Annotated in this window: 25 protein-coding genes; all 25 read left to right on the top strand. The window is 34.0% G+C overall.

Features of this window, described 5'->3' with window-relative positions; all coding sequences use genetic code 11:
• Positions 1–81 precede the first annotated feature (81 nt).
• The 25 genes from C7954_RS08180 to C7954_RS08300 all read left to right on the top strand — a co-directional run bounded on the left by C7954_RS08180 (position 82) and on the right by C7954_RS08300 (position 21,859).
• A complete protein-coding gene (locus tag C7954_RS08180; protein WP_208320679.1) occupies positions 82–354 on the top strand; it encodes a hypothetical protein in 273 nt (90 codons plus the stop codon).
• 23 nt (positions 355–377) lie between these two features.
• A complete protein-coding gene (locus C7954_RS08185) occupies positions 378–929 on the top strand; it encodes an AAA family ATPase (RefSeq protein ID WP_073159951.1) in 552 nt (183 codons plus the stop codon).
• Between the two features lie 33 nt (positions 930–962).
• Positions 963–1,922, top strand: a complete 960-nt coding sequence (locus C7954_RS08190) for a D-2-hydroxyacid dehydrogenase (RefSeq protein ID WP_073159953.1) — start codon at positions 963–965, stop codon at positions 1,920–1,922.
• 322 nt (positions 1,923–2,244) lie between these two features.
• On the top strand, positions 2,245–3,030 hold the full coding sequence (gene fdhD / locus C7954_RS08195; protein WP_073159955.1) for a formate dehydrogenase accessory sulfurtransferase FdhD: 786 nt from the start codon (positions 2,245–2,247) through the stop codon (positions 3,028–3,030).
• Between the two features lie 69 nt (positions 3,031–3,099).
• Entirely contained in the window at positions 3,100–3,489 is a 390-nt protein-coding gene (locus C7954_RS08200; RefSeq protein ID WP_073159957.1) for a cobalamin B12-binding domain-containing protein, read from the top strand.
• A gap of 41 nt (positions 3,490–3,530) precedes the next feature.
• Positions 3,531–4,559, top strand: a complete 1,029-nt coding sequence (gene meaB, locus C7954_RS08205) for a methylmalonyl Co-A mutase-associated GTPase MeaB (protein WP_166667701.1) — start codon at positions 3,531–3,533, stop codon at positions 4,557–4,559.
• A 49-nt stretch (positions 4,560–4,608) separates the two neighbouring features.
• Positions 4,609–5,028 (top strand): methylmalonyl-CoA epimerase, encoded by a 420-nt coding sequence (gene mce, locus C7954_RS08210; protein ID WP_134059486.1) that lies wholly within the window; start codon positions 4,609–4,611, stop codon positions 5,026–5,028.
• A complete protein-coding gene (locus tag C7954_RS08215; protein ID WP_134059489.1) occupies positions 5,028–6,578 on the top strand; it encodes an acyl-CoA carboxylase subunit beta in 1,551 nt (516 codons plus the stop codon). The genes mce and C7954_RS08215 overlap by 1 nt, the downstream gene beginning before the upstream one ends.
• A gap of 102 nt (positions 6,579–6,680) precedes the next feature.
• The gene (locus C7954_RS08220; protein WP_134059492.1) at positions 6,681–7,004 is read left to right on the top strand and encodes an OadG family protein; all 324 of its coding nucleotides are present in this window, start codon (positions 6,681–6,683) and stop codon (positions 7,002–7,004) included.
• Between the two features lie 14 nt (positions 7,005–7,018).
• Entirely contained in the window at positions 7,019–7,447 is a 429-nt protein-coding gene (locus tag C7954_RS08225) for a biotin/lipoyl-containing protein (protein ID WP_134059495.1), read from the top strand.
• Between the two features lie 11 nt (positions 7,448–7,458).
• Positions 7,459–8,589, top strand: a complete 1,131-nt coding sequence (locus tag C7954_RS08230) for a sodium ion-translocating decarboxylase subunit beta (RefSeq protein WP_134059498.1) — start codon at positions 7,459–7,461, stop codon at positions 8,587–8,589.
• A gap of 278 nt (positions 8,590–8,867) precedes the next feature.
• Positions 8,868–9,074, top strand: coding sequence for a 4Fe-4S binding protein (locus C7954_RS08235; RefSeq protein ID WP_134059501.1), 207 nt, complete (start codon positions 8,868–8,870; stop codon positions 9,072–9,074).
• Positions 9,064–10,224, top strand: a complete 1,161-nt coding sequence (locus C7954_RS08240; protein WP_134059504.1) for a 2-oxoacid:acceptor oxidoreductase subunit alpha — start codon at positions 9,064–9,066, stop codon at positions 10,222–10,224. The genes C7954_RS08235 and C7954_RS08240 overlap by 11 nt, the downstream gene beginning before the upstream one ends.
• Positions 10,224–11,048, top strand: coding sequence for a thiamine pyrophosphate-dependent enzyme (locus tag C7954_RS08245; RefSeq protein WP_134059506.1), 825 nt, complete (start codon positions 10,224–10,226; stop codon positions 11,046–11,048). The genes C7954_RS08240 and C7954_RS08245 overlap by 1 nt, the downstream gene beginning before the upstream one ends.
• Complete coding sequence (locus C7954_RS08250) at positions 11,048–11,620, top strand: 2-oxoacid:acceptor oxidoreductase family protein (protein ID WP_134059509.1); 573 nt, start codon at positions 11,048–11,050, stop codon at positions 11,618–11,620. The genes C7954_RS08245 and C7954_RS08250 overlap by 1 nt, the downstream gene beginning before the upstream one ends.
• On the top strand, positions 11,607–13,307 hold the full coding sequence (locus tag C7954_RS08255; protein WP_134059512.1) for an acyl-CoA mutase large subunit family protein: 1,701 nt from the start codon (positions 11,607–11,609) through the stop codon (positions 13,305–13,307). Before C7954_RS08250 ends, C7954_RS08255 begins: the two co-directional genes overlap by 14 nt.
• A 135-nt stretch (positions 13,308–13,442) precedes the next feature.
• On the top strand, positions 13,443–13,754 hold the full coding sequence (locus C7954_RS08260; protein ID WP_133505783.1) for a late competence development ComFB family protein: 312 nt from the start codon (positions 13,443–13,445) through the stop codon (positions 13,752–13,754).
• Between the two features lie 48 nt (positions 13,755–13,802).
• Positions 13,803–14,876: an AI-2E family transporter gene (locus C7954_RS08265; protein WP_133505782.1), complete on the top strand. Its 1,074-nt coding sequence runs from the start codon at positions 13,803–13,805 to the stop codon at positions 14,874–14,876.
• 179 nt (positions 14,877–15,055) lie between these two features.
• A complete protein-coding gene (gene sufC, locus C7954_RS08270) occupies positions 15,056–15,832 on the top strand; it encodes a Fe-S cluster assembly ATPase SufC (protein ID WP_073159976.1) in 777 nt (258 codons plus the stop codon).
• 20 nt (positions 15,833–15,852) lie between these two features.
• On the top strand, positions 15,853–17,256 hold the full coding sequence (gene sufB, locus C7954_RS08275; RefSeq protein WP_073159977.1) for a Fe-S cluster assembly protein SufB: 1,404 nt from the start codon (positions 15,853–15,855) through the stop codon (positions 17,254–17,256).
• 11 nt (positions 17,257–17,267) lie between these two features.
• The gene (gene sufD / locus C7954_RS08280) at positions 17,268–18,458 is read left to right on the top strand and encodes a Fe-S cluster assembly protein SufD (RefSeq protein WP_089717702.1); all 1,191 of its coding nucleotides are present in this window, start codon (positions 17,268–17,270) and stop codon (positions 18,456–18,458) included.
• The gene (locus tag C7954_RS08285) at positions 18,430–19,704 is read left to right on the top strand and encodes a cysteine desulfurase (protein WP_089717700.1); all 1,275 of its coding nucleotides are present in this window, start codon (positions 18,430–18,432) and stop codon (positions 19,702–19,704) included. The genes sufD and C7954_RS08285 overlap by 29 nt, the downstream gene beginning before the upstream one ends.
• Positions 19,694–20,125: a Fe-S cluster assembly sulfur transfer protein SufU gene (gene sufU, locus C7954_RS08290; RefSeq protein ID WP_073159980.1), complete on the top strand. Its 432-nt coding sequence runs from the start codon at positions 19,694–19,696 to the stop codon at positions 20,123–20,125. Before C7954_RS08285 ends, sufU begins: the two co-directional genes overlap by 11 nt.
• A 181-nt stretch (positions 20,126–20,306) precedes the next feature.
• A complete protein-coding gene (locus tag C7954_RS08295; protein ID WP_073159981.1) occupies positions 20,307–21,209 on the top strand; it encodes a DMT family transporter in 903 nt (300 codons plus the stop codon).
• A 140-nt stretch (positions 21,210–21,349) separates the two neighbouring features.
• Complete coding sequence (locus C7954_RS08300; RefSeq protein WP_073159983.1) at positions 21,350–21,859, top strand: KdsC family phosphatase; 510 nt, start codon at positions 21,350–21,352, stop codon at positions 21,857–21,859.
• Positions 21,860–21,950 lie beyond the last annotated feature (91 nt).

The following is a 21,950-nucleotide window of genomic DNA, read 5'->3' on the forward strand; positions in this document are numbered from 1 at the left end:
AAATCTTTCACCCACCGGGTGAAAATAATATTTTGATAGAATGTTGCTATATTAGGACTGATAATTTATTTCGTGGTTGCTATGAATAATTCAGGTTTAGTTCGTTTTGAAAGAGATTATAGGTATCAGGAACAGGAAAATATAATTTATTTTATAACTAGATTGATTGATCATTTTGAAGACAAGATTTTATCAGAAAATAAAATAGAATTATATCCTCTCTGTAAGGATGAGTTAGAAGAATATTTAACCGAGGCAGGATTTGAAATAAAAAATATCTATGGGAGCCCAAATGGAGATCAGTATAGAGAGTTAAAGTCAATTCCTTTAATTATGACCGCTGAAAAGAGATAATATTCTTTATAAGGAGCAGATAAATGATAAATCATATACATATTCTGGGGCCATCCGGTTCTGGTACTACAACAATTGCAGAGAAACTGAGTGAAAAACATAATTTTGCTCATTTTGATGCAGACAACTATTTTTGGAAATCAACTAATCCACCTTATCAACATCTGCGTTCAATTGAAGAGCGTAGGCGTTTGCTTAAAGAAGACCTTAAAAATGAAACCCGCTGGATAATTAGCGGTTCTTTTTGTGGGTGGGGGGATATTTTTATGGATGAGTTCGACCTGGTAATTTATCTCTGGACCCCGATTAATGTTAGGTTAAGAAGATTAAAAACTCGTGAACAGAAGCGTTTTGGAAGTGCCGTACTTCCCGGAGGGAAAATGTTTGAGCGTCACCAGAAGTTTTTAGATTCAGCAGCCAGATATGATTATGATCAAACAGAATTTAGAAATAAGAGAACTCATGAAGAGTGGATGCAGAAATTAGACTGTCCAATTTTAAAAATTGAAGGTGAACAAACTATAAAAGAAATTATATCAATAATAGAAGAAAAAATTGATGAATTGGAGAATTAAGAGATAGGCTGAAATAATAGGAGGCGAATTAAATTGAACAAAATTTTAGTAATTAAAAATAAAATATTTGATCTGCCAGCAGGAGCAGAAGAAAAAATAAATAAGTTGGATTCAGTATTTGAATTAAAGCTAATTGACTCCCAAAAAAATTATCTACCTTTATTAAAAGAGGCAGAAATAGTTTTTGGTTGGCCGAAAACAGATTTAGTTAAAAAAGCTGAAAAATTAAAATGGCTGCATCTCCCTAGCGCTGGCGTTGATCGATATGCTAATAAAGATATTTACCAAAATCAGGATATTAAGCTGACAAATTCGAGTGGGGTCTACGGCAAACCAATAGCAGAACATGTATTTGCAATGATTATGGCTCATAACCGTAATTTGATTGACTATGCTTATAATAAGAAAGAAAAAAAGTGGCAGCGCAAAAATGAAATCAAGGATTTTTTCAATTCAACGGTAGGAATTTTAGGGTTTGGAGATATTGGCAGCACAATTGCTAAAAGAGCAAAGGCCTGGGGAGCTGAAGTTTTGGCCTTAAAAAGAACAATGATCAAGCTTCCCGACTATGTTGATCAAATATACTTAAATCAAGATTTAGATAAGCTGCTTCGAAAATCTGATTATGTGATCTTAACTCTTCCTGGAACACCAGAAACGGAGGGGATAATTGGTAGAAAAGAATTAAAAACCATGAAAAAATCAGCTTTTATAATTAACATTGGCCGAGGCTCACTAATTAATCAGAAGGATTTAATTGAAGCTTTAGAAGAAAATTGGATAGCTGGAGCAGGTCTTGATGTGACAGAGCCAGAACCACTACCAGAAGCCAGTAAACTTTGGGAAATGGATAATGTTATTTTGACACCACACACCTCTGGATTTTCACCAACAAATGATCAAAGACGTTTCGAAATTTTTAAAGATAATTTGAAGAGATATTTAAATAAGGAAAAACTATTAAATCAAGTTGATTTTGAATTAAAATACTGATTATTATTAGCTGCTCTTAATTGAGCAGCTTTTTTATTAGCTAGGAAATTATACCTGATGGTTTGTTGTGGATAATATTTATAGTTTCATAATTTCCGCTATCAACAAAATTTAACCTTACTATATTACAGATTGTCCGAAGGACATTTTGTTCAAATTTATTTTGGCTTTTAGTTAAATTTGCTTAGAAAAATAAAGGTTAATAATAATTGTTAGAGAAATATTTAAATATAAGAAAAGATATGGTTTTTAAAGAATCCAAACTATCTTAATCAGGCTTAATCAGGAATTAATTGAAACTAAGTAATAAAGGAGCAGTATAATGAAAAAAGAAATTTTAATAACTGAAAAAATTAGAAAATTTAAAATAAACGAATTTATTGAAGCAGAAGATGTAGTTATTAATGAAAATCCTTTGACACTTTTTATCAATGGATATCAATTTTTAACTTTGATGATTTTAAAGGAAAATTTGGAAGAACTTATCACCGGTTTTCTTGCTAGTGAGGGACTTATAGAAAAAAGGCAGGATATCAAAAATATTATCTTCAAAAATAATAAAACAGTTGCTCTAATAGAAATAGAAGAAGACTTTCATCCCAATGATTATAAAAAAAGAACATTAACTTCTGGTTGTGGAGGAGGTAAAACCTTCATTAATCTTAAAGACAGTGCTGAGGCTCAGGAAATTAAAAGCAGCCAGCAATATCCGGCTGAGAAATTTACAGTCCTAATGCAAAAAATGCAGCAGAACACTAATTATTTTCAAAAAACTGGTGGTACACACACTGCTGCTCTAGCTAATGCTGAAAAAATTATTTATCAGCTTGAAGACATCGGACGTCATAATGCTCTGGATAAAATAATTGGCAGAGCTCTAATAGAAAACATTAATTTAAAAGATAAAATTATGCTCACCAGCGGCAGAATTTCTTCAGAAATGATTATCAAAGTACTAAAGCAGGGAATACCATTTTTAGTGTCAAGATCAGCACCAACAAATGCTGCAGTTAAAATTGCCAGAGATAGAAATATTACTTTAATTGGATTTTGTAGAGGTCAGCGCTTTAATATTTACAGTGGTGAAGAACGAATAATGCTTGTTTAAAGTTCAATCAAATATTTAACCTCAATTAAGAATTAGAATTAAGAATTAGAAGCTGAAAGGAGTTGGCTTATGTCAGCAAAAAAGAGGGTTTTAATAGCTAAATTAGGGCTTGATGGACATGATAGAGGGGCAAAAATTGTAGCTCGAGCTTTAAAAGAAGCCGGAATGGAGGTTATATATACAGGTCTCCGCAACACAGCTGAAGAAGTTGTAAGGACTGCTGTGCAGGAAGATGTAGACTTAATTGGAGTTAGTATTTTATCAGGCGCGCACAAAACTCTTGTTAAAAAATTATTTGAGAATATGGAAGCTGAAAATAATAGAACTATCCCAGTTGTTGTTGGAGGAATTATTCCTAAAGACGATTACAATTATTTAAAAAAATTGGGTGTTACTAAAATATTTGGCAGCGGTAGTTCAATTAAAGAAATACTGAATTATGTGGAAGAATTAAGGTGAATTATAGTAATTAAGTTTAAAAGGTGAAAGGAGGAAAAGGATTGTCCGAGCAAATAAATGAACTGTTTCAGCAGTCTCAAAATGAGTTTATTGCTGCAGTTAGGGATGGCAGAGAACAAGAAATAGCAAGATCTATTTCACTTCTAGAAGATAAGTCTCCGTTAAGCAGAGAAATCATGAAGCAGCTTTATCAAAATTTTAATAAACCATATATCATTGGAATTACAGGTCCAGCGGGTTCTGGGAAAAGTTCTCTGCTCAATCTAATGCTTAAAGAGTGGTTAAAAGAACCAGAATTAAAAATTGCAGTAATTGCAGTTGATCCTACAAGTCAGCGGAGTGGAGGAGCTTTTTTAGGTGACAGAATAAGAATGAAAGATATTAATAATGATCAGCGTATATTCATTCGAAGTATGGCCAGCCGCGGGAAGATGGGTGGAGTTAACTCTGCTGTTTATGACACTGCAGTAATTATGGCAGCTGCCGGTTATGAAATGATTGTCATTGAAACAGTTGGAGTTGGGCAGACAGAAATTGATGTAGTTAGTTTGGCTGATACTACTTTAGTTGTTACTGTGCCTGAAGCCGGAGATGAAATTCAAATTTTTAAATCAGAATTAATGGAAGTAGGAGATATTTTTATCTTAAATAAAGATGATCTGCCTCGGGCAGCTAAAATGGAGGTGCTGCTTAAATCAAATTTTTCTCTAATTGAAACAGAAAAGTTAAATAGAAAAAATGAGTATGAATCGAAAGGCAGCTGGCAGAGTGTTTTATTAAAAACTTCTGTTCTGAATAATCATGGGATAAAAGATTTAGTTAAAGCTGTAGAAAATCATTATAATTATTTAAGAAATAATAATATTTTGGAGCAAAATAAAAAACTGCAGTTAAAAAAACATTTATTAAATTTACTGCAGTCAGAAATTTTAGAAAAGATCATTTTGGAATTTGATCAGGAAGATAAATTAGATAAATATTTAAGAGATATTTTAAGTGGAGAAGCATCTCCATATCAGTTAATTGAAGAATTTATCGATAAGAATTTAACGATCCAAGTTGACTTGTAGTCAGTTTTTTGCTATCCTTAATTGTGTCGATTAAATAAAGGAGGTCAATGTGAATCCCAAAAGAGTAGAACATATTGGTATTGCTGTACGGAACTTGGAAAAATCACTCAATTTTTATCAAAATGTTCTAGGTTTAGAATTTCTTAAACAAGAAATAGTTGAGTCTCAGGGAGTTAAAATTGCTTTTTTGAAAGTTGGAGAAAGTAAAATTGAGCTGCTTGAGCCGTTAAATGCAGATAGTACTATTGCCAAATTTATTGAGAAGAATGGGGAAGGGATTCATCACTTTGCAGTTTTAGTCGACAGTATTGAGGATAAGGTTAGAGTAATGCAGGCTCAGGGAGCGAAAATGATTGGAGATAAGCCTTCAGAAGGAGCAGATGGAATGAAAATTATTTTTGTCCATCCTAAAACAACAAATGGAGTCTTATTAGAATTATGTGAACCACTTGCTAAGGAGGAAAAATAATGTCAGTAGAAGATAGGGAAAAGTCATTAGAAAATAAAAAGGAAAAGATTCGCCAGGGTGGCGGCCAGGCAAGAATTGAAAAACAGCATAAAAAAAATAAAAAAACTGCCAGAGAAAGAATTGAATATTTATTAGATGATGGTACTTTTAATGAATTGAATATGTTTGTAGAAAACCGCAGCACATCTTTAGGAATGGATGAAAAGGAAGTTCCAGGTGAAGGAGTTGTAGTTGGTTATGGTACAATAGAAGGTCGCCTGGTCTATGTTTATGCTCAAGATTTTACAGTCATGGGCGGTTCAGTTGGTGAAGCACATGCCAATAAGATTTCTGAAGTAATGGATTTAGCAGTGAAAAATGGAGCTCCAATAATCGGTCTTAATGACTCGGGTGGAGCCAGAATCAATGAGGGAATAGACTCACTAAATGGATATGGTGAAATTTTCTACCGCAATACAAAGGCATCAGGAGTAGTACCACAGATTACAGCAATCTTAGGTCCCTGTGCAGGTGGAGCAGTTTATTCTCCAGCAATTACAGATTTTATTTTTATGGTTGACCACACATCAAAGATGTTTATCACCGGCCCGAGTGTAATTAAATCTGTTACGGGAGAAGAAGTTTCAGCTGAGGAATTGGGTGGGGCGATGACCCACAATCAGGTCAGCGGTGTTGCTCACTTTATGGAAGACAGTGAAGAGGCTGCTTTAGACAATATCAGAAGGCTACTTTCTTACATACCTGATAATTACAAAGAAGAGCCAGCAACGCTTGAGGTTCAGGATGATCCGGGCCGCAGCACTAAAGAGCTGAAAAAGATTGTTAAGGAAAATCCACAGAAAGCTTATGATGTTAGAGATGTAATAGATGTTCTGGCAGATAAAGACAGCTTTATGGAAGTTCAACCTTATTTTGCTCAGAATGCAGTAGTTGGCTTTGCCAGATTAAATGGACGCAGTGTTGGTATTGTTGCCAATCAGCCGCAGCATCTTGCAGGCTGTTTAAATATTGATGCTTCCACTAAGATTGCACGCTTTATCCGCTTTTTAGACAGCTTTAATATCCCGATTATTTCCTTAGTTGATGTTCCAGGTTATATGCCGGGTACAGAACAGGAATATGGTGGAGTAATTCGTCATGGTGCTAAAGTATTATATGCTTACTCGGAAGCAACTGTACCTAAAATTACTTTAATTATGCGTAAAGCTTATGGTGGAGCCTATATTGCAATGGGCAGCCGCTCAGTTAGAGCAGACCTTGTTTATGCTTGGCCGATAGCCGAAATTGCAGTTATGGGCCCAGAAGGTGCAGCCAATGTAATCTACCGTAAGGAGATTAAAGCAGCAGCTGATCCTGATCAGCTGCGTCAGGAAAAGATAGATGACTATAAGGATAATTTTGCCAATCCATATATAGCAGCTAAAAGAGGGATGGTCAATGATGTGATAAAAATGGATGAAACCAGAGCCAAACTGATTAATGGCTTAGAGATGATGAGCAATAAGCGTCAGGATGGACAGGATAAAAAACACGGCAATATTCCTCTTTAAATCTTTAAAACGAACTTTAATTTATATTGGAGATTTTAAGATTATCAAAAATTATATAATAAGATTGTTCAACTATAAAATTGTAATTAAGTAGGTGAAAGTATGAATAATTATGTTCTTGGTCTGGAATTATTAATAATTGGAATGGGAACAGTTTTTCTTTCCCTTTATTTACTTTCAGTTTTCCTTCATTTTAGCGGAAAACTTTTTGGACCAGAGAGTAAAGATAAAAATAAAAGCAAAAAGAAAGCTGAAATACTAGAAGCTGCAGCAGAAAAAGAAATAAAAAAAACAGATGCGGTAGAGAAAGAAATTTCCCCTAAAAAAATAGCAGCAGTTACTGCAGCTATTTATGAGAGCTTAAATGACCAGAATAATTATCGGATAATCTCTATTCAAAAAAGTAATCAAAACTGGAAAAGATAGGAGCTGAATATAGAATGAAAAAATTTAGAGTTGAGGTAGATGGTGAAGAATTTATTGTAAATGTTGAGGAAATTGGAAGTGAAAGCAGCAGTCAAACAGCTGCCAGCACAAGTAGTGGTAGTGCAGGCAGCAGAAGCTCTGCAGCTGCTCCAAAAGCAAAGTCGAAAAAAGCTGCTCCAAAACCTAAAAGTAATGCTCAAAAAGAAATATCAGCACCTGCTGATATTGGTGAAGGAGATATTGTAGCTCCAATGCCGGGCAGTATTTTAGAAATTAATGTTAAAAAAGGTGATAGTGTCAGCAAAGGTGATGTTCTAATAGTGTTAGAAGCAATGAAAATGGAAAATGAAATTACTGCAGCTCAGGCAGGAACTGTTAAAGATATCAAAGTAAGAGTCGGAGATAGTGTTGATGCAGAAGATATACTGCTGGTAATTGAGTAGGGGGTTAGATCATGTTAGATAAGATTTTACTATTTGTCCAGTCAACAGGTTATTTAAACCTGGGTTTAGGACAATTTATTATGATTATCATTGCCTCCATACTTTTATATCTGGCAGTAGTCAAAGAATATGAGCCTCTACTTTTGGTGCCAATTAGTTTTGGAATGCTTTTAGTGAATTTACCCTTAGGTGGATTGATGGCAGCTGGAAAAGATGGACAGGTTGGAGGTTTATTATATTATCTATATCAAGGAGTTAAATTAGGAATTTATCCTCCCATTATTTTCATGGGAGTTGGAGCCTGGACTGATTTTGGCCCAATGATTGCTCAGCCCAAAACAGCTCTTTTAGGTGCAGCAGCACAGTTTGGTATTTTTGCTACAATTTTTGGAGCAATTGCTCTTGGGTTTTCCCCGGCAGAAGCAGGGGCCGTTGGAATCATTGGTGGAGCTGATGGACCAACAGCTATTTTTGCTGCCAGCCAGCTGGCACCACATTTATTAGGTCCGATTGCAGTAGCAGCCTATTCTTATATGGCCTTAGTGCCGATTATTCAGCCACCAATAATGAGGGCCTTAACAACAAAAGAAGAGCGCCAGGTAAAAATGGAGCAGTTAAGACAGGTAACAAAAAAGGAAAAGATAATTTTCCCAATAGCTGTTACCTTACTTGGTGGTTTATTAGTACCTTCAGCTTTACCACTATTAGGAAGTCTGATGTTTGGAAATTTAATGCGGGAAGTAGGGGTAGTTGATCGTTTACTTAGAACTACTCAGAATTCTTTAATGAACATAGTAACCCTCTTTTTAGGATTAACTGTTGGAGCTACAGCAAGTGCCGAAGCATTTTTGAATGCACAAACTATCGGAATCCTGGTTTTAGGACTAATAGCCTTTAGTTTTGGTACAGCAGTTGGAGTATTGTTTGGTAAACTAATGTATAAGATGAGTGGAGGTAAGGTCAATCCGCTGATTGGAGCAGCTGGGGTTTCTGCAGTTCCAATGGCAGCCAGAGTTGTACAGAAAGTTGGTCAGGAAGAAAATCCTTCTAATCATCTTTTAATGCATGCTATGGGACCAAACTTTGCTGGAGTAATTGGATCTGCAATTGCAGCCGGTACTTTACTATCAATTCTCGGCTAAAATTAATTTTAGCCAAATGAATAAAAATTAAAAATAACGAATTAATACGATTAAGCCAGCAGTAAAATGCCGGCTTAATTTTAAGGATAAATCATCAGAAAATTAAATAAACTATTTTTAGAACTTTAACTGCCCATCAGCTAATGGTTTATATTTTATACAATTTTAAATAAGTTTTTAAATTAATTTAAGAAGAAGAGAGTAGAGAGCAGCCATTTTCATTTCTACCTGTAATTAGGCATCAAGATAATAAAAAACTAATTTTGAGGAGTGAAAATATGGCCAGAGGTGATAGGGTAAAGTTAGAAAATGCTGACTGGTGTAAAAATTGTGGAATTTGTATTTCTGTCTGCCCGACCAATGTTTTGATTAAAGGCAGGGATAGAGTAAAAATTGATGACTTAGAGAAGTGTATTGGCTGTCAAAACTGTGAGTTAATTTGTCCTGACTTTGTACTGAAGGTGGTGACTCAAGATGAAAACTAAAATATTTAAACCTAAAAAAAGTGCTGTACTTACCCAAGGAAATCAAGCTGTTGTGGAAGGAGCTCTGGCAGCAGGAGTTGAATTTTTTGCTGGTTATCCAATTACTCCTGCCTCTGAAATAGCAGAAGGATTTGCTAGAGAGCTTCCCCAAATTGGTGGGAAATTCTTGCAGATGGAAGATGAAATAGCTGGTATGGCAGCGGTAATTGGCGCTTCGTTGGCTGGCAAAAAGGCTATTACTGCTACCAGTGGACCTGGTTTTGCTTTAAAACAAGAAAACTTGGGTTTTGCAACGATGATTGAAGTGCCAGTAGTTGTGGTAAATGTGCAGCGGGTTGGACCCTCAACTGGACTGCCAACAGCTCCTTCTCAAGGTGATGTAATGCAGACTCGTTGGGGAAGAAATGGTGATCAAGAAATAATTGCACTTGCTCCATCTTCGGTTGCAGAAAGTTATGAATTAACAATTAAAGCCGTAAATTTAAGTGAAAAATTTAGGCAGCCGGTAGTTTTGCTTTTGGATGAAGTAATTGGACATTTAAGAGAGAAAATTCATTTAAAAAGTAAAGAAGAAATTGAAATATATAATCGAAAAAAGCCCGAATCAAATCAAAATTCAGATCAATTTTTACCCTATCAATTAACAGATGATTTAATACCTCCAATGGCTGATTATGGTAGTGGTTTCAAGTACCATACCAGTGGACTTTTTCATGATCAAAGTGGTTTTCCAGATGGTAAAAAAGAAACTGCTAAATTCATGCAGGACCGTTTGCATAATAAGCTCCATAATAATCTAGATCAAATAATTTTTTATGAAAAAAATATTAGAAGTGATGACAATGCCGCTGTTTTAAGTTATGGTTCAGCTGCCAGGGCTGCAATAAGTACGGTTAATACAGCCCGCAAAGATAATCTTAAAGCCGGTTGGTTTAAACTTCAGACTATCTGGCCCTTTGCAGAAGAAGCGGTTGCAGAGCTTGCAGCTCAGGTAGATACAATTATTGTTCCTGAGCTTAATCAGGGACAGCTGATTAGAGAAGTTAAAAAAGCTGCTGCCGGCAGAGCTAAAGTTATTGGAATAAACTCTTATGCGGGAGATTTAATTAGACCTGAAGAAATTAGGGCACTGCTGGAGGAGGTATTATAATGGATTTTGAAAAATATTTAAGAATCGATAAACTTCCCCATATCTGGTGTCCTGGTTGTGGTCATGGAACGATTTTAAACTCATTTATTAGAGCTTTTGCTGAAAGTGGTTTAGATCAGGATAAAACAGTTGTAATTTCAGGTATTGGCTGTTCAGGTAGGGCAACCGGGTATCTAAATTTTGATACACTGCACACGACACACGGTAGAGCAATTGCTTTTGCTGCAGGTGTAAAAATGGCAAATCCAGGATTAAATGTAGTTGTGATGACTGGAGATGGAGATGGCTCAGCGATTGGGGGAAATCACCTGATTCATGCTGCCCGTCGAAACATTGATCTGACTGTAATTTTATTTAATAATCAAATCTATGGTATGACAGGAGGACAGTTTTCTCCGATGACTCCTACCGGTGACCAAGCCACTACAGCCCCTTATGGTAATATAGATCAAAATTTTGATCTGGCAAAATTGGTAGAAGGAGCGGGAGGGGGGTTTATAGCGAGAGGAGCAACACATGATCCAAGACAGCTAAAAAAAATATATCTAGCTGCCTTAAAACACAAGGGGTTTTCTTTTGTAGAAAGCTTTTCTCAATGTCCAGTCAGCTATGGCCGCCAGAATAAGGCTGGTGATGCTGTAGAAATGCTTAAAAAACAGCAGGAAGATACAGTTAGCTTTAAAAAGTGGCAGGAACTTAGCTTTGAAGAAAAACAGGGGAAATATCCTCTTGGAATTTTAAAAGAAGTTGAAAATCCTGAAAGCGAATATACAGAGTCTTATCAAAAAATTATAAAGAAATTAAAAAAAGAGGAGGCTTTCTAATGAGCAGATATGAAATCAGATTAAGCGGCGCCGGTGGTCAGGGAATGATTTTAGCTGGAATAATTCTAGCAGAATCAGGTGTTATGGTTGATGATTTAAATGTAAGCCAGAGCCAATCCTATGGACCTGAATCACGTGGAGGTGCAAGCAGAGCTGAAGTTGTTTTTGATGAAGATCAGATTGATTTCCCTAAAGTTATAAAACCTGATCTTTTAGTTTGCTTAACTCAGGAAGCTTTTAATCAGTATGGAGAAGATTTAAAAAATTATGGTGTTATAATTGCTGACAGCAGAATTGATACAACAAAATTAAAAGATAAACTAAAAAATAATCTTTATCAGCTTAATATTTTAGATCTGGCAGCAAATAAAATTGGAAAAGAAATTTCAGCTAATATGGTTGTATTAGGAATAATTGCTAAAATAATTCAAAAAAAAATACCTGTAGAATTTATCAAAAAAGCAATCATAGAGAAAGTTCCACCACAAACAGTTGATGATAATATGGAGGCCTTTGAACTTGGTTTTCAATTAAAACTAGATAAAAGGAGTTATGCTTATGGGAGAATATAAAAATGATAAACAGAACCAGAATAAGTTATCTGACTTAAAAAAAGCAGAAAAAAATTGGAAAGAAAACAAATATCAAAAAACTGTTGACCGTTTTGGTTTAAGAAAAGATAAATTTTCATTTGATTCAGATAAAGAAGTAAAAGCATTATATACTCCTTTAGATTTAAAAAATATTGATTATCAAAAAGATATTTCATTTCCGGGTGAATTTCCTTATACTCGAGGAGTTTATCCAACAATGTATCGCTCTCGTCTTTGGACAATGAGGCAGTATTCGGGTTATGGAACAGCTGAAGAAACAAATCAGCGTTTTAAATATCTTTTAGATCAAGGACAAACAGGACTGAGCGTGGCTTTTGATCTCCCAACCCAAATTGCTTATGATTCTGATCATCCTTTAGCTGAAGGAGAAGTCGGTAGAGTAGGGGTAGCGATTGATAGTGTTGAAGATATGAAGAGGTTATTTGCAGATATTCCTTTAGATAAGGTTAGCACCTCAATGACTATTAATTCCCCTGCTGCTGTTATTCTAGCGATGTATATTGTTACTGCAGAAGAACAGGGGGTTGATCCTAAAAACCTTACTGGAACTATCCAAAATGATATTTTAAAAGAATATATAGCCAGAGGTACTTATGTTTATCCGCCAGAAGAGTCTTTAAGATTAATAACTGATATATTCGAGTACTGTTCAGAAGAAATGCCTGCATTTAATACTATTAGTATTAGTGGTTATCATATACGAGAAGCAGGTGCTACAGCACTTCAAGAGCTTGCATTTACTATAGCAGATGCAGTAGAATATGTAAAAGCAGCTTTAAAAATTGGACTGGATATTGATGATTTTGCACCTAGGCTGTCTTTTTTCTTTGCTTCTCAAATGAATATTATGGAAGAAGCAGCAAAATTCAGGGCTGCTCGAAAACTATGGGCTGAAATAATGGAAGAATATTTTGATGCTAAAAAAGAAAAATCTAAACTTTTACGATTTCATACTCAAACTGCAGGTACAGCATTAACTGCTGAACAACCCTTAAATAACATAATTCGAGTTACAATTCAATCATTAGCAGCAGTTTTAGGAGGAACTCAGTCACTGCACACAAACTCTTATGATGAGGCCCTTTCCCTACCGTCTGAAGAAGCGGTTGAAATTGCTTTAAGAACTCAGCAGATAATTGCAGAAGAAAGTGGGATTGCTGATGTAATTGATCCTTTGGGAGGCTCCTATTATTTAGAAGAACTGACAGCTTCATTTGTAGAAAGTACTAAAGAGTATCTAGAAAAAATTGATAAACTTGGAGGTATGGTTGAAGCTATTAAAGTTGGATATGTGCAGAAAGAAATACAGGATAGTGCTTATCAGAAGCAAAAGGAAATTGATGAAGATAAGAAGATAGTTGTTGGGATAAATAAATACAGGTGGGGTCATCATAACGAAGAGATGGACTTACTTAAAGTTGATCCAAATTTGGAAAAGGCACAGAAAAAAAAGCTTAAAAAGTTAAAAAAAGAAAGAGATCAGCTGCTTGTGGAAAAAAAATTGTTGAAGATCAAAAATGCAGCTAAAGATGGAAACAATTTGATGCCTCCAATTATTGAAGCTGTAAGGGCAAAAGCAACCCTAAATGAAATTAGTGATCAGATGCGTGAAGTTTTTGGAGAATATCAGAATAGGAATATTTAATTATTCTTAAGGACCCTGCCATATTTGAGGCAGGGTTTTTCGCTTTTATAAAGAATTATAGTTTTAAGAGCATTTTTTAAGAATCTTAAAGCTGTAAAATAAAATTAGATTTATTACTAATGGGGGGGGAATATTATGTTTAAAGATGAAAGACTTAAACATTTAAAAGGAAGATTAAACAATTTAACTGAAGAAATAGTTTTAAAAATGTTGGATGATATGTTGAAGAGAGAAGAATTTAAAAATGTTTGTAAAGATGAAGATTGTTTGCTAGATATGGCGACATATGCTCTTAATCGTCTGCCTGCAAAATATGTAGCAACATCAAAAGGAAAAGTTTTTTCAAAAATAGAAGAACTCGAACAGCAGCATTTAGTTGATGTGCTTTCTGTAGTTACTAAATCAATTAAAATTGTATCTGAGAATGCTCATCCCAATAATCATTAAATTTTTGTATAATTTTATATTTATAAAATAATATTAGGGGAGATCCATATGTTAAATGAGTATTTTTTTAAAACAGGACATGCTGTAATTATAATACTAGTTATAATATTTCTTTTAGGTCAAATACCATATTTTACTGTACCTTTAACTTCAGTAATGAGTTTCATTTTGCTGCCTTTGTTATTTAGTTCTTTTTTTTATTATTTAATGAGGCCGCTTGTTAGATTTTTAAATAAATGGATAAAAAGTAAATCTTTATCAATAGTAATCTCATTAATTATTGTTCTTGCTATTTTAACTATTGTTTTTTATTTTGGAGGAAGCATTATTTATGAACAGGGTAAAGAAGTAAGTCAGAGCTTAAGTGGTAATTATAATTATATTTACAATTTTATTTTAACTATAATAGAACGTTTAAAAGAATATATAAATTTTGATAATGCTTTTTTAGAAGAATTAAATTTACGGGATAGAATATTTTCCTATGCTAATAACTTAGCTCAGAAAATTTCTTCCTATAATTATATGGGGATTTTTAGTTCAATCACTAACTTTGGCCTGATAATTGTATTGATTCCTTTCATTGTCTTTTATTTGCTAAAAGATGATCAAAAAATATTTAATAATTTTATGAAAGTTGTTCCAGAATCTAAAAAAAGAAAGATAGAAAAATTGGCGGAAGAAGTTGATCATTTATTAGAAACTTTTATTAGTTCTCAGCTGGTTGTTGCTTTCTTTTTGGGTTTAGTAATGTTTATCGGATTTTTAATAATTGGTTTGCCAAATGCTGTGGCCTTAGCGGTAATTGCAATGATTACTTCTTTAATTCCGATTATTGGACCATTTTTTGGTAGTCTACCTGCGGTTTTTGTAGCTGTTACGAATAGTTGGTTTTTATTTTTAGGAGTTTTAGCAATTATTTTAATAGCACAGTATCTTGAAGGAAATGTCATTAGGCCTCTGGTACAGGGGAGAAGACTGGAAATCCATCCAATAGTAGTATTATTTGTAGTATTATCTGGTGTCTATTTATTTGGTTTTATTGGGGCCTTAACAGCTGTTCCTTTATATGTGGTTTTAAGACTGCTCTTTCGAAAAAAGTATATTGAAAAAGAAATCTAAAATTAATCGTGATGATGCTTGAATTTATGGAATTTTTTTCCTGATGACCAGTGTCATCACTTTTTTTGTAAATTTAATTACTTTTTTAACAAAATCCTTGACTAAAGTTGAGTAATGTTGTAGGATATAAATAGCACAATGCTGAGCAGATTACTTTAATAAAGGAGATGACATAGATTATGGATAAAAAACTGCTAAAAATATCTGATTTGAAATCTAAAGTTGAAGACCAAAACATTTTAAATGGAATTGATTTAGAGGTTAATAAAGGTGAAATACATGTAATTATGGGCCCTAATGGGGCTGGAAAATCAACTTTGGCAAATGTTTTAATGGGTCATCCAGAACATGAAATTATAAATGGAGAAATTGAATTTGAAGGTGAAAAAATTAATGATCTAGCAGTAGATAAAAGAGCGAAAAAGGGTATTTTCTTATCATTTCAGTATCCTCAGGAAATCCCGGGAGTAACTGTAGAAAATTTCCTTCGCACAGCCAAAACTGCAGTAAGCGGTGAACAGCAGAGTATTTTTGATTTTAAATTTTTATTAGAAGAAAAGATGAACCTGCTTGATATTGACCTGTCTTATGCAGACCGTTATTTAAACAAAGGTTTTTCTGGTGGAGAGAAGAAGAAGAATGAAATTTTACAGATGGCAGTTCTGGAGCCAAAGTTGGCTATTTTAGATGAAACAGACTCTGGCCTTGATGTAGACGCTACCAAAACAGTTGCTGAAGGAATTAAGAAACTAGCTTCTGAAGATAATGCAATGATAATAATAACTCACCATAATCAAATTTTAGATTATATAAAACCGGATTATGTTCATGTTTTAGTTGATGGAAAGATTGCTAAATCAGGGGATATGGAATTGGCTAGATTAATTGAAAAAGAAGGTTATTCAGAATATAAGGAAGAAATCTTAGATGAAAGTAATTCTAAAACTAATTGTTAGTTTATTAGGAGGTTTTTTAGATGAACGAAAAGACAGAAGTCAAAGATATTGACCGCAGTCTTCATGATAAAAAAAACGAATCAAAACACCGTTATCAATCAGCTAAGGGTTTAACTCCTGAGGTAATTAAGGAAATCTCACGAGAAAAAAAAGAGCCAAAATGGATGCTCGAATTTAGACTTAAGGCTTTAGAAATATATAAGAAAAAAGAAATTCCTACCTGGGGAGCGGATATTTCAGATTTAGATATGGAAAATATAATTACCTATGTTCGACCTGATGCAGATCTTCAGAGTGATTGGGATCAGGTTCCGGATGAGATTAAAGATACATTTGATGCTTTGGGAATTCCAGAGGCAGAAAAAGAGTCTTTAGCCGGAGTCGGGGCTCAATATGATTCTGAGGTTGTATACCACAACTTAAAAGAAGAGATGGTTGAACAGGGTGTCATTTATATGGATATGGAAAACGCTGTTAAAAAACATGAAGATTTAGTTAAGGACCACTTTATGAAATTAATCACACCAAACGATCATAAATTTTCAGCTCTGCATGGAGCTGTCTGGTCAGGTGGTTCATTTGTTTATGTTCCGGCTGGAGTAGATGTGGATATTCCTCTGCAGTCCTATTTCCGCCAGAATGCACCAGGATCTGGACAGTTTGAGCATACTCTTATAATTTTAGAAGAAGGAGCAAATGCTCACTTTATTGAAGGCTGCTCAGCCCCAAAATATTCTGTTAATAATCTTCATGCAGGTGCTGTAGAATTATTTATAAATAAAGGTGCTAAATTAAGATACAGTACTATTGAGAATTGGTCGAGGAATATGTATAATCTAAATACAAAAAGGGCTTTAGTTGAAGAAGATGGAGTAATTGAATGGGTTTCTGGATCATTTGGTTCTAAGGTTTCAATGCTTTATCCAATGAGTATTTTAAAAGGAGCAAGAGCAAGAGCTGAATTTACCGGAGTTACATTTGCTGCTGAAGGACAGTATTTAGATACTGGAGCTCAGGTTATACATGCGGCTCCTAACACAACTTCAACTGTTAATTCTCGCTCAATTGCTAAAGATGGGGGACATGCATACTATAGAGGTCTGCTTAAAGTAACTGAGAATGCTCATGGTGCTAAAGCATCAGTTGCCTGTGAGTCACTGATGCTGGATAATGAATCTAAATCAGATACTTTACCGATTATGAAATTGCAGACTGATGATATTGATATTGGTCATGAAGCAAAAGTTGGTCGAATAAGTGAAGAAGCTATCTTCTATCTGATGAGCAGAGGAATAAGTGAAGAAGAGGCAAAAGCAATGATTGTGCGTGGATTTGTGGAACCAATTGCTAGTGAACTGCCGTTAGAATATGCAGTTGAATTAAACAATCTAATTAACCTTGAACTTGAAGGAACTATAGGATAGGTGATAATAAGATGTATAATAAAAAATTAGTTGATAACTTAACCACTGGTCAATCAAAACTACTCAGCAGTAAAAGAAGAGATAGTTTTAAAGTTTTTGAAAAATTGACTAAAAGTGATTTTAATAGAATAAATTTGTTTAACTATCAATTTCCTGAATACAGCCCTTATAATAAAGAATATCTTAAAGAAAAAAAGTGGCAAAGTCAAATTGTGCTTAAAAAAATGACAGATAATCTAAATAATGAAGAAGAAATTTTAAACTATTTAGAGGAATTTAAAGGTAAAAAAGTTAAAAAAGGTAATCAGGGTCTTGATGAGAAATATTTATCTATGGTTGATGCCTTTTATAATACAGGCTTATTTATTAAAGTTCCTAGAAATACAGAACTAAAATTACCTGTAGAAATATTTTATGAATTAGACAAAGAAAATCCTGTTTTAATTGATAACAATTTAATTGTAGCTGAAGAAAACTCTAAATTAACTATTGTTATTGATTATCGAATGAAGGATCAGGAATTAGCTGCTTTCCATAATGGTTTAACTAGAGTAATTGTTAAAGAAAATGCTGTTTTAAATATTATAAAGGTTCAGCGTTTTAATGATCAAAGTGATAATTTTGACAGTAATATTTCTCTTGTGTCCAATCAGGGAGAACTAAATTGGATTCCAATTGAACTTGGAGCTAGAAATTCTGTTACAAATAATGAGAACACCTTAATTGATGATGGCAGTAGAGCCAGCATCAGTTCAGTATATTTTGCTGATGGAGATCGTAAACTGGATTTAGGATTTAAGATGAATCACCAGGGCCGCCACAGCAGCAGTGAGATTGAAAGTAGGGGTGTTTTAAAAGATAGGGCTCAGAAAGTATTCAGAGGAGATTTATATTTCCAAAAAGGTGCAGGTCAGGCCAAAGGCACTGAAAAAGAAGAAGTGTTACTTTTGGATAAAACAGTTGATTCTGATTCTATTCCGGCTTTGTTTTCTGAAGAAGATAATGTTGAAGGTGAGCACGCGGTCAGTGCAGGTCAAATTGATGAACAGCGTCTCTTTTATTTGATGAGTAGAGGTATGAGTAAAGCAGAAGCAAAACAGTTAATGGTGGAGGCTGCTTTTAATCCTGTTTTTGATAAGATACCTCTTAATGACCTTAAAGGAAGTGTTATTAATGAAGTCAAAACAAGAATACGCAGTTAAAGAAAATAGTTTAAGTGATAAATTTGCCCCAAAATATAAGGATGATTTTCCTATCTTAAACCAGCAGATAAATGGTAAAGACTTAATTTATTTTGATAATGCTGCTACAACTCAAAAGCCGGAATCAGTTTTGGATGCAGTAGATAATTATAACCGGACAATTAATGCCAATCCTCACCGTGGCGCCCATACTTTAAGCATTCGTGCTACCGAAGCCTATGAAAATGCTAGAGAAAAAGTTAAAGATTTTATTAATGCAGAAAAATCAGAGGAAATTATTTTTACTAGAAATACAACTGAGTCTTTAAATTTATTAGCAAATAGTATGGAGGCATTGGTTGAAGAGGGAGATGAAATTTTAATTTCTGTTTTAGAACATCACAGTAATATTCTTCCTTGGCAGCAGCTGGCAGAGAGAAAAAATCTAAAACTAAAATATTTATATCCTGACCAAAATTATAGAATTCAGCTGTCAGAACTTAGAGAAAAATTAAATGAAAAAACAAAAATTTTAAGTATTTCTCAGATGTCAAATGTGAGTGGGGTTATTAATCCTGTAAAAGAGATGATAGAATTAGCACACCAAAATGATGCCTTAGTTGTTGTGGATGGTGCTCAGGGTGCTCCTCACCTTAAAACCGATGTTAGAGCTTTAGATGCTGATTTTTATGCTTTTTCAGGTCATAAGATGTTGGCACCAATGGGGATTGGAGTTCTCTATGGTAAAAAGGCTCTTTTAGAAGAATTACCTCCTTTTCTAAAAGGTGGAGGTATGATAGAATATGTAAAAGAACAGGATTCTACCTATGCACCACTTCCAGAAAAATTTGAAGCAGGAACGCCTAATGTTGAAGGAGCGGTCGGGCTTCAAGCGGCAATAGAATATTTAGAAGATATAGGACTTGATAAAATAAAAGAACACGAGCTTGAGCTAACTGAATACGCTCTTGAGAAAATGGGGGAGCTTGATTATGTTGAAATAGCAGGTCCTACTGACTTAGAAGATCGTGGAGGAATTATTTCATTCAATTTAAGGGATATTCATTCTCATGACCTGGCTACCATAGTTGATAGTGAAGGAATTGCTATCCGTTCAGGTCATCACTGTGCTCAACCTTTAATGAAATTTTATCAGCTTAATTCTACAGGCCGTATCAGCTTTTATCTCTACAATACTAAAGCAGAAGTGGATAAATTCATAGAATCCCTGGATAAAGTAAGGGAGGTTTTTGGATATGGATCTTAATTCAGTCTATACAGAATTAATAATGGAGCATAATAAAAATAGCCGCAACAAACATTCTTTAGAAGGTGCAGATCTTAGTGAACATGGTCATAATCCAAGTTGTGGAGATGATATAACATTAGAATTGAAGTTTGATGAAGATATAATTAGTGATGCAGCTTTTACAGGTAGCGGCTGTGCAATATCTCAGGCTTCAACTTCAATAATGATTGATTTAATTAAAGGTAAAAGTATTGAGGAAGCATTGGAACTTGTGGAGACTTTTATTGCTATGATCAAAAAAGATATAAAAGATCCTCAGGAGTTAAGGAAGCTTAAAGATGCTATGGCTTTAAAGAATATTTCAAACATGCCAGCTCGAGTTAAATGTGCGGTTTTATCCTGGTATACATTGAAAGAAGCTTTAAATGAAAGAAATTAAATTTGAAAATTATTTTTAAAAACTTCACCATTTGGTGAAGTTTTTACTTTACATAAGAAATAATTACCTATATAATAATGATAATGAATATCATTATTATATAGGATTAAATAGTTGTTTTTATTCTGGTAATTTTTGATAACTCTATAAGTTTATAATATCATAATAAGAGGTGAAAAAAATGGAAAATAGGAAAAAAGGGATAACATATATACTTTTATCATCTTTATTTTTTGCTCTAATGGCAGCCACGGTTAAATATTTAGGTGATATGCCAACAACAGAAAAAATATTTTTTAGAAATCTGGTTGGGATTTTTGTAGCTTTTGGTCTTGTCAAAAAGAGTGGAAGCTCTTTGACTGGTAATAATAAGAAGCTTTTAATTTTAAGGAGTATTTTTGGTCTTTTAGGTATTGCAGCTTATTTTTATGCGCTGGCAAATATGAAGCTTTCAGATGCTGTAATTTTAAATAAAATGTCTCCATTTTTTGTAGTTGTTTTTGCGGCTGTATTTTTAAATGAGAAGATTAATAAAAAGCAGATTACTGCTTTAATAACTGCTGTGATGGGTGCTGTTCTAGTAATTCGTCCCGGTTTTGATTCAAATTTAATTCCTTCTTTGATTGCTTTAATGTCAAGTGTTTTTGCAGGAATTGCCTATACTGTGGTTAGGCAGCTGCGTAAAACTGATTCAGCAGCTACAGTGGTATTTTATTTTAGTTTTTTTTCAACTTTGGCGATGATACCATTTATGGTTAGTGGTAGTTTTGTAATTCCAAGTCCTGTTCAGGCAGTTGCTTTACTTGCTTTAGGCTTATTTGCAGCAGCAGCCCAGCTTTTTATGACAAACGCTTATCGTCATGCAGAAGCTGGAGAGCTTTCAATATATACTTATGCTAATATTATTTTTTCTTCAATTTTTGGTCTGTTTTTATTTCAAGAAATTCCGGATCTTTTTTCAGTACTCGGTGGAATTTTAATAATTTCAGCCGGCTATTTAAATTATCGAGCCAAAGAAAAAGAACAGGCAGAAAAAGCAGCAAATTTGAAATTAAAAAAAGAAAAAAATAAAAACATAATCTAAAAGAATCGTTTTGTTAAGATAACCCTCAATTTAAGGCTGGGGGTTGTTATAGTTATAGCTTTAAACATTGCAGAATGCTTTCTAAAAAAATATAATTAAATTGGTCTGCAAATATTTTGCTTACAAATGGAGGGATAGGAGTGAAGAATATTAATACTATATTTTTAGATGTTGATGGAACTCTTACAGATGGTAAAATTTATTTAGATAATGGTAAAAATGAATTTAAAGCATTTAATGTTAAAGATGGCTTAATGATAGTACAAATGATTAAAATGGGATATGATGTAATTATTATGACCGGAAGAAACTCTGAAGTTGTGGCCCGTCGAGCGGCCGAGCTGGGGATAGAAGAATGTTATCAGGGAGTTAGGGATAAAAAAGCGGCTTTAGAAAAATTAATGAAAGAAAACGACTTTGGCTATGGGAATTTAGCCTATCTTGGTGATGATTTAAATGACTTATCAGTAATGAAAGAGGCTAGATTTGCAGGCTGTCCGGCAGATGCAGCTGCAGAGGTTAAAGAAGTTTCTGATCTAGTATCTGAATTTAAGGGTGGAGATGGGGCAGTCAGAGAGATCTTAAGCCATATTCTCAAAGCTAAAGGAGAATATAATAAAGTAATAGAAAGTTTTTCAGAAAGCAGTTAAAAAGTATTGACAATCAGTTAAGTGTAAGTATACAAAAAATTAAGTTGAGCAAAATAGGGACTCTGTCACCGGCGGTCAAAAAACTTGTTAA

Origin of the sequence: Halanaerobium congolense, from assembly GCF_004366375.1 — a bacterium.
GTDB classification, from domain to species: Bacteria; Bacillota; Halanaerobiia; order Halanaerobiales; family Halanaerobiaceae; genus Halanaerobium; species Halanaerobium congolense.

Excerpts from the sequence above, each read along its gene's own strand:
- C7954_RS08180 (WP_208320679.1), top strand. The coding sequence starts at position 82 with ATGAATAATTCAGGTTTAGTTCGTTTTGAAAGAGATTATAGGTATCAG.
- C7954_RS08185 (WP_073159951.1), top strand. The coding sequence starts at position 378 with ATGATAAATCATATACATATTCTGGGGCCATCCGGTTCTGGTACTACA.
- fdhD (WP_073159955.1), top strand. The coding sequence starts at position 2,245 with ATGAAAAAAGAAATTTTAATAACTGAAAAAATTAGAAAATTTAAAATA.
- C7954_RS08200 (WP_073159957.1), top strand. The coding sequence starts at position 3,100 with ATGTCAGCAAAAAAGAGGGTTTTAATAGCTAAATTAGGGCTTGATGGA.
- C7954_RS08215 (WP_134059489.1), top strand. The coding sequence starts at position 5,028 with ATGTCAGTAGAAGATAGGGAAAAGTCATTAGAAAATAAAAAGGAAAAG.
- C7954_RS08220 (WP_134059492.1), top strand. The coding sequence starts at position 6,681 with ATGAATAATTATGTTCTTGGTCTGGAATTATTAATAATTGGAATGGGA.
- C7954_RS08225 (WP_134059495.1), top strand. The coding sequence starts at position 7,019 with ATGAAAAAATTTAGAGTTGAGGTAGATGGTGAAGAATTTATTGTAAAT.
- C7954_RS08230 (WP_134059498.1), top strand. The coding sequence starts at position 7,459 with ATGTTAGATAAGATTTTACTATTTGTCCAGTCAACAGGTTATTTAAAC.
- C7954_RS08235 (WP_134059501.1), top strand. The coding sequence starts at position 8,868 with ATGGCCAGAGGTGATAGGGTAAAGTTAGAAAATGCTGACTGGTGTAAA.
- C7954_RS08240 (WP_134059504.1), top strand. The coding sequence starts at position 9,064 with ATGAAAACTAAAATATTTAAACCTAAAAAAAGTGCTGTACTTACCCAA.
- C7954_RS08245 (WP_134059506.1), top strand. The coding sequence starts at position 10,224 with ATGGATTTTGAAAAATATTTAAGAATCGATAAACTTCCCCATATCTGG.
- C7954_RS08250 (WP_134059509.1), top strand. The coding sequence starts at position 11,048 with ATGAGCAGATATGAAATCAGATTAAGCGGCGCCGGTGGTCAGGGAATG.
- C7954_RS08255 (WP_134059512.1), top strand. The coding sequence starts at position 11,607 with ATGGGAGAATATAAAAATGATAAACAGAACCAGAATAAGTTATCTGAC.
- C7954_RS08260 (WP_133505783.1), top strand. The coding sequence starts at position 13,443 with ATGTTTAAAGATGAAAGACTTAAACATTTAAAAGGAAGATTAAACAAT.
- C7954_RS08265 (WP_133505782.1), top strand. The coding sequence starts at position 13,803 with ATGTTAAATGAGTATTTTTTTAAAACAGGACATGCTGTAATTATAATA.
- sufC (WP_073159976.1), top strand. The coding sequence starts at position 15,056 with ATGGATAAAAAACTGCTAAAAATATCTGATTTGAAATCTAAAGTTGAA.
- sufB (WP_073159977.1), top strand. The coding sequence starts at position 15,853 with ATGAACGAAAAGACAGAAGTCAAAGATATTGACCGCAGTCTTCATGAT.
- sufD (WP_089717702.1), top strand. The coding sequence starts at position 17,268 with ATGTATAATAAAAAATTAGTTGATAACTTAACCACTGGTCAATCAAAA.
- C7954_RS08285 (WP_089717700.1), top strand. The coding sequence starts at position 18,430 with ATGAAGTCAAAACAAGAATACGCAGTTAAAGAAAATAGTTTAAGTGAT.
- sufU (WP_073159980.1), top strand. The coding sequence starts at position 19,694 with ATGGATCTTAATTCAGTCTATACAGAATTAATAATGGAGCATAATAAA.
- C7954_RS08295 (WP_073159981.1), top strand. The coding sequence starts at position 20,307 with ATGGAAAATAGGAAAAAAGGGATAACATATATACTTTTATCATCTTTA.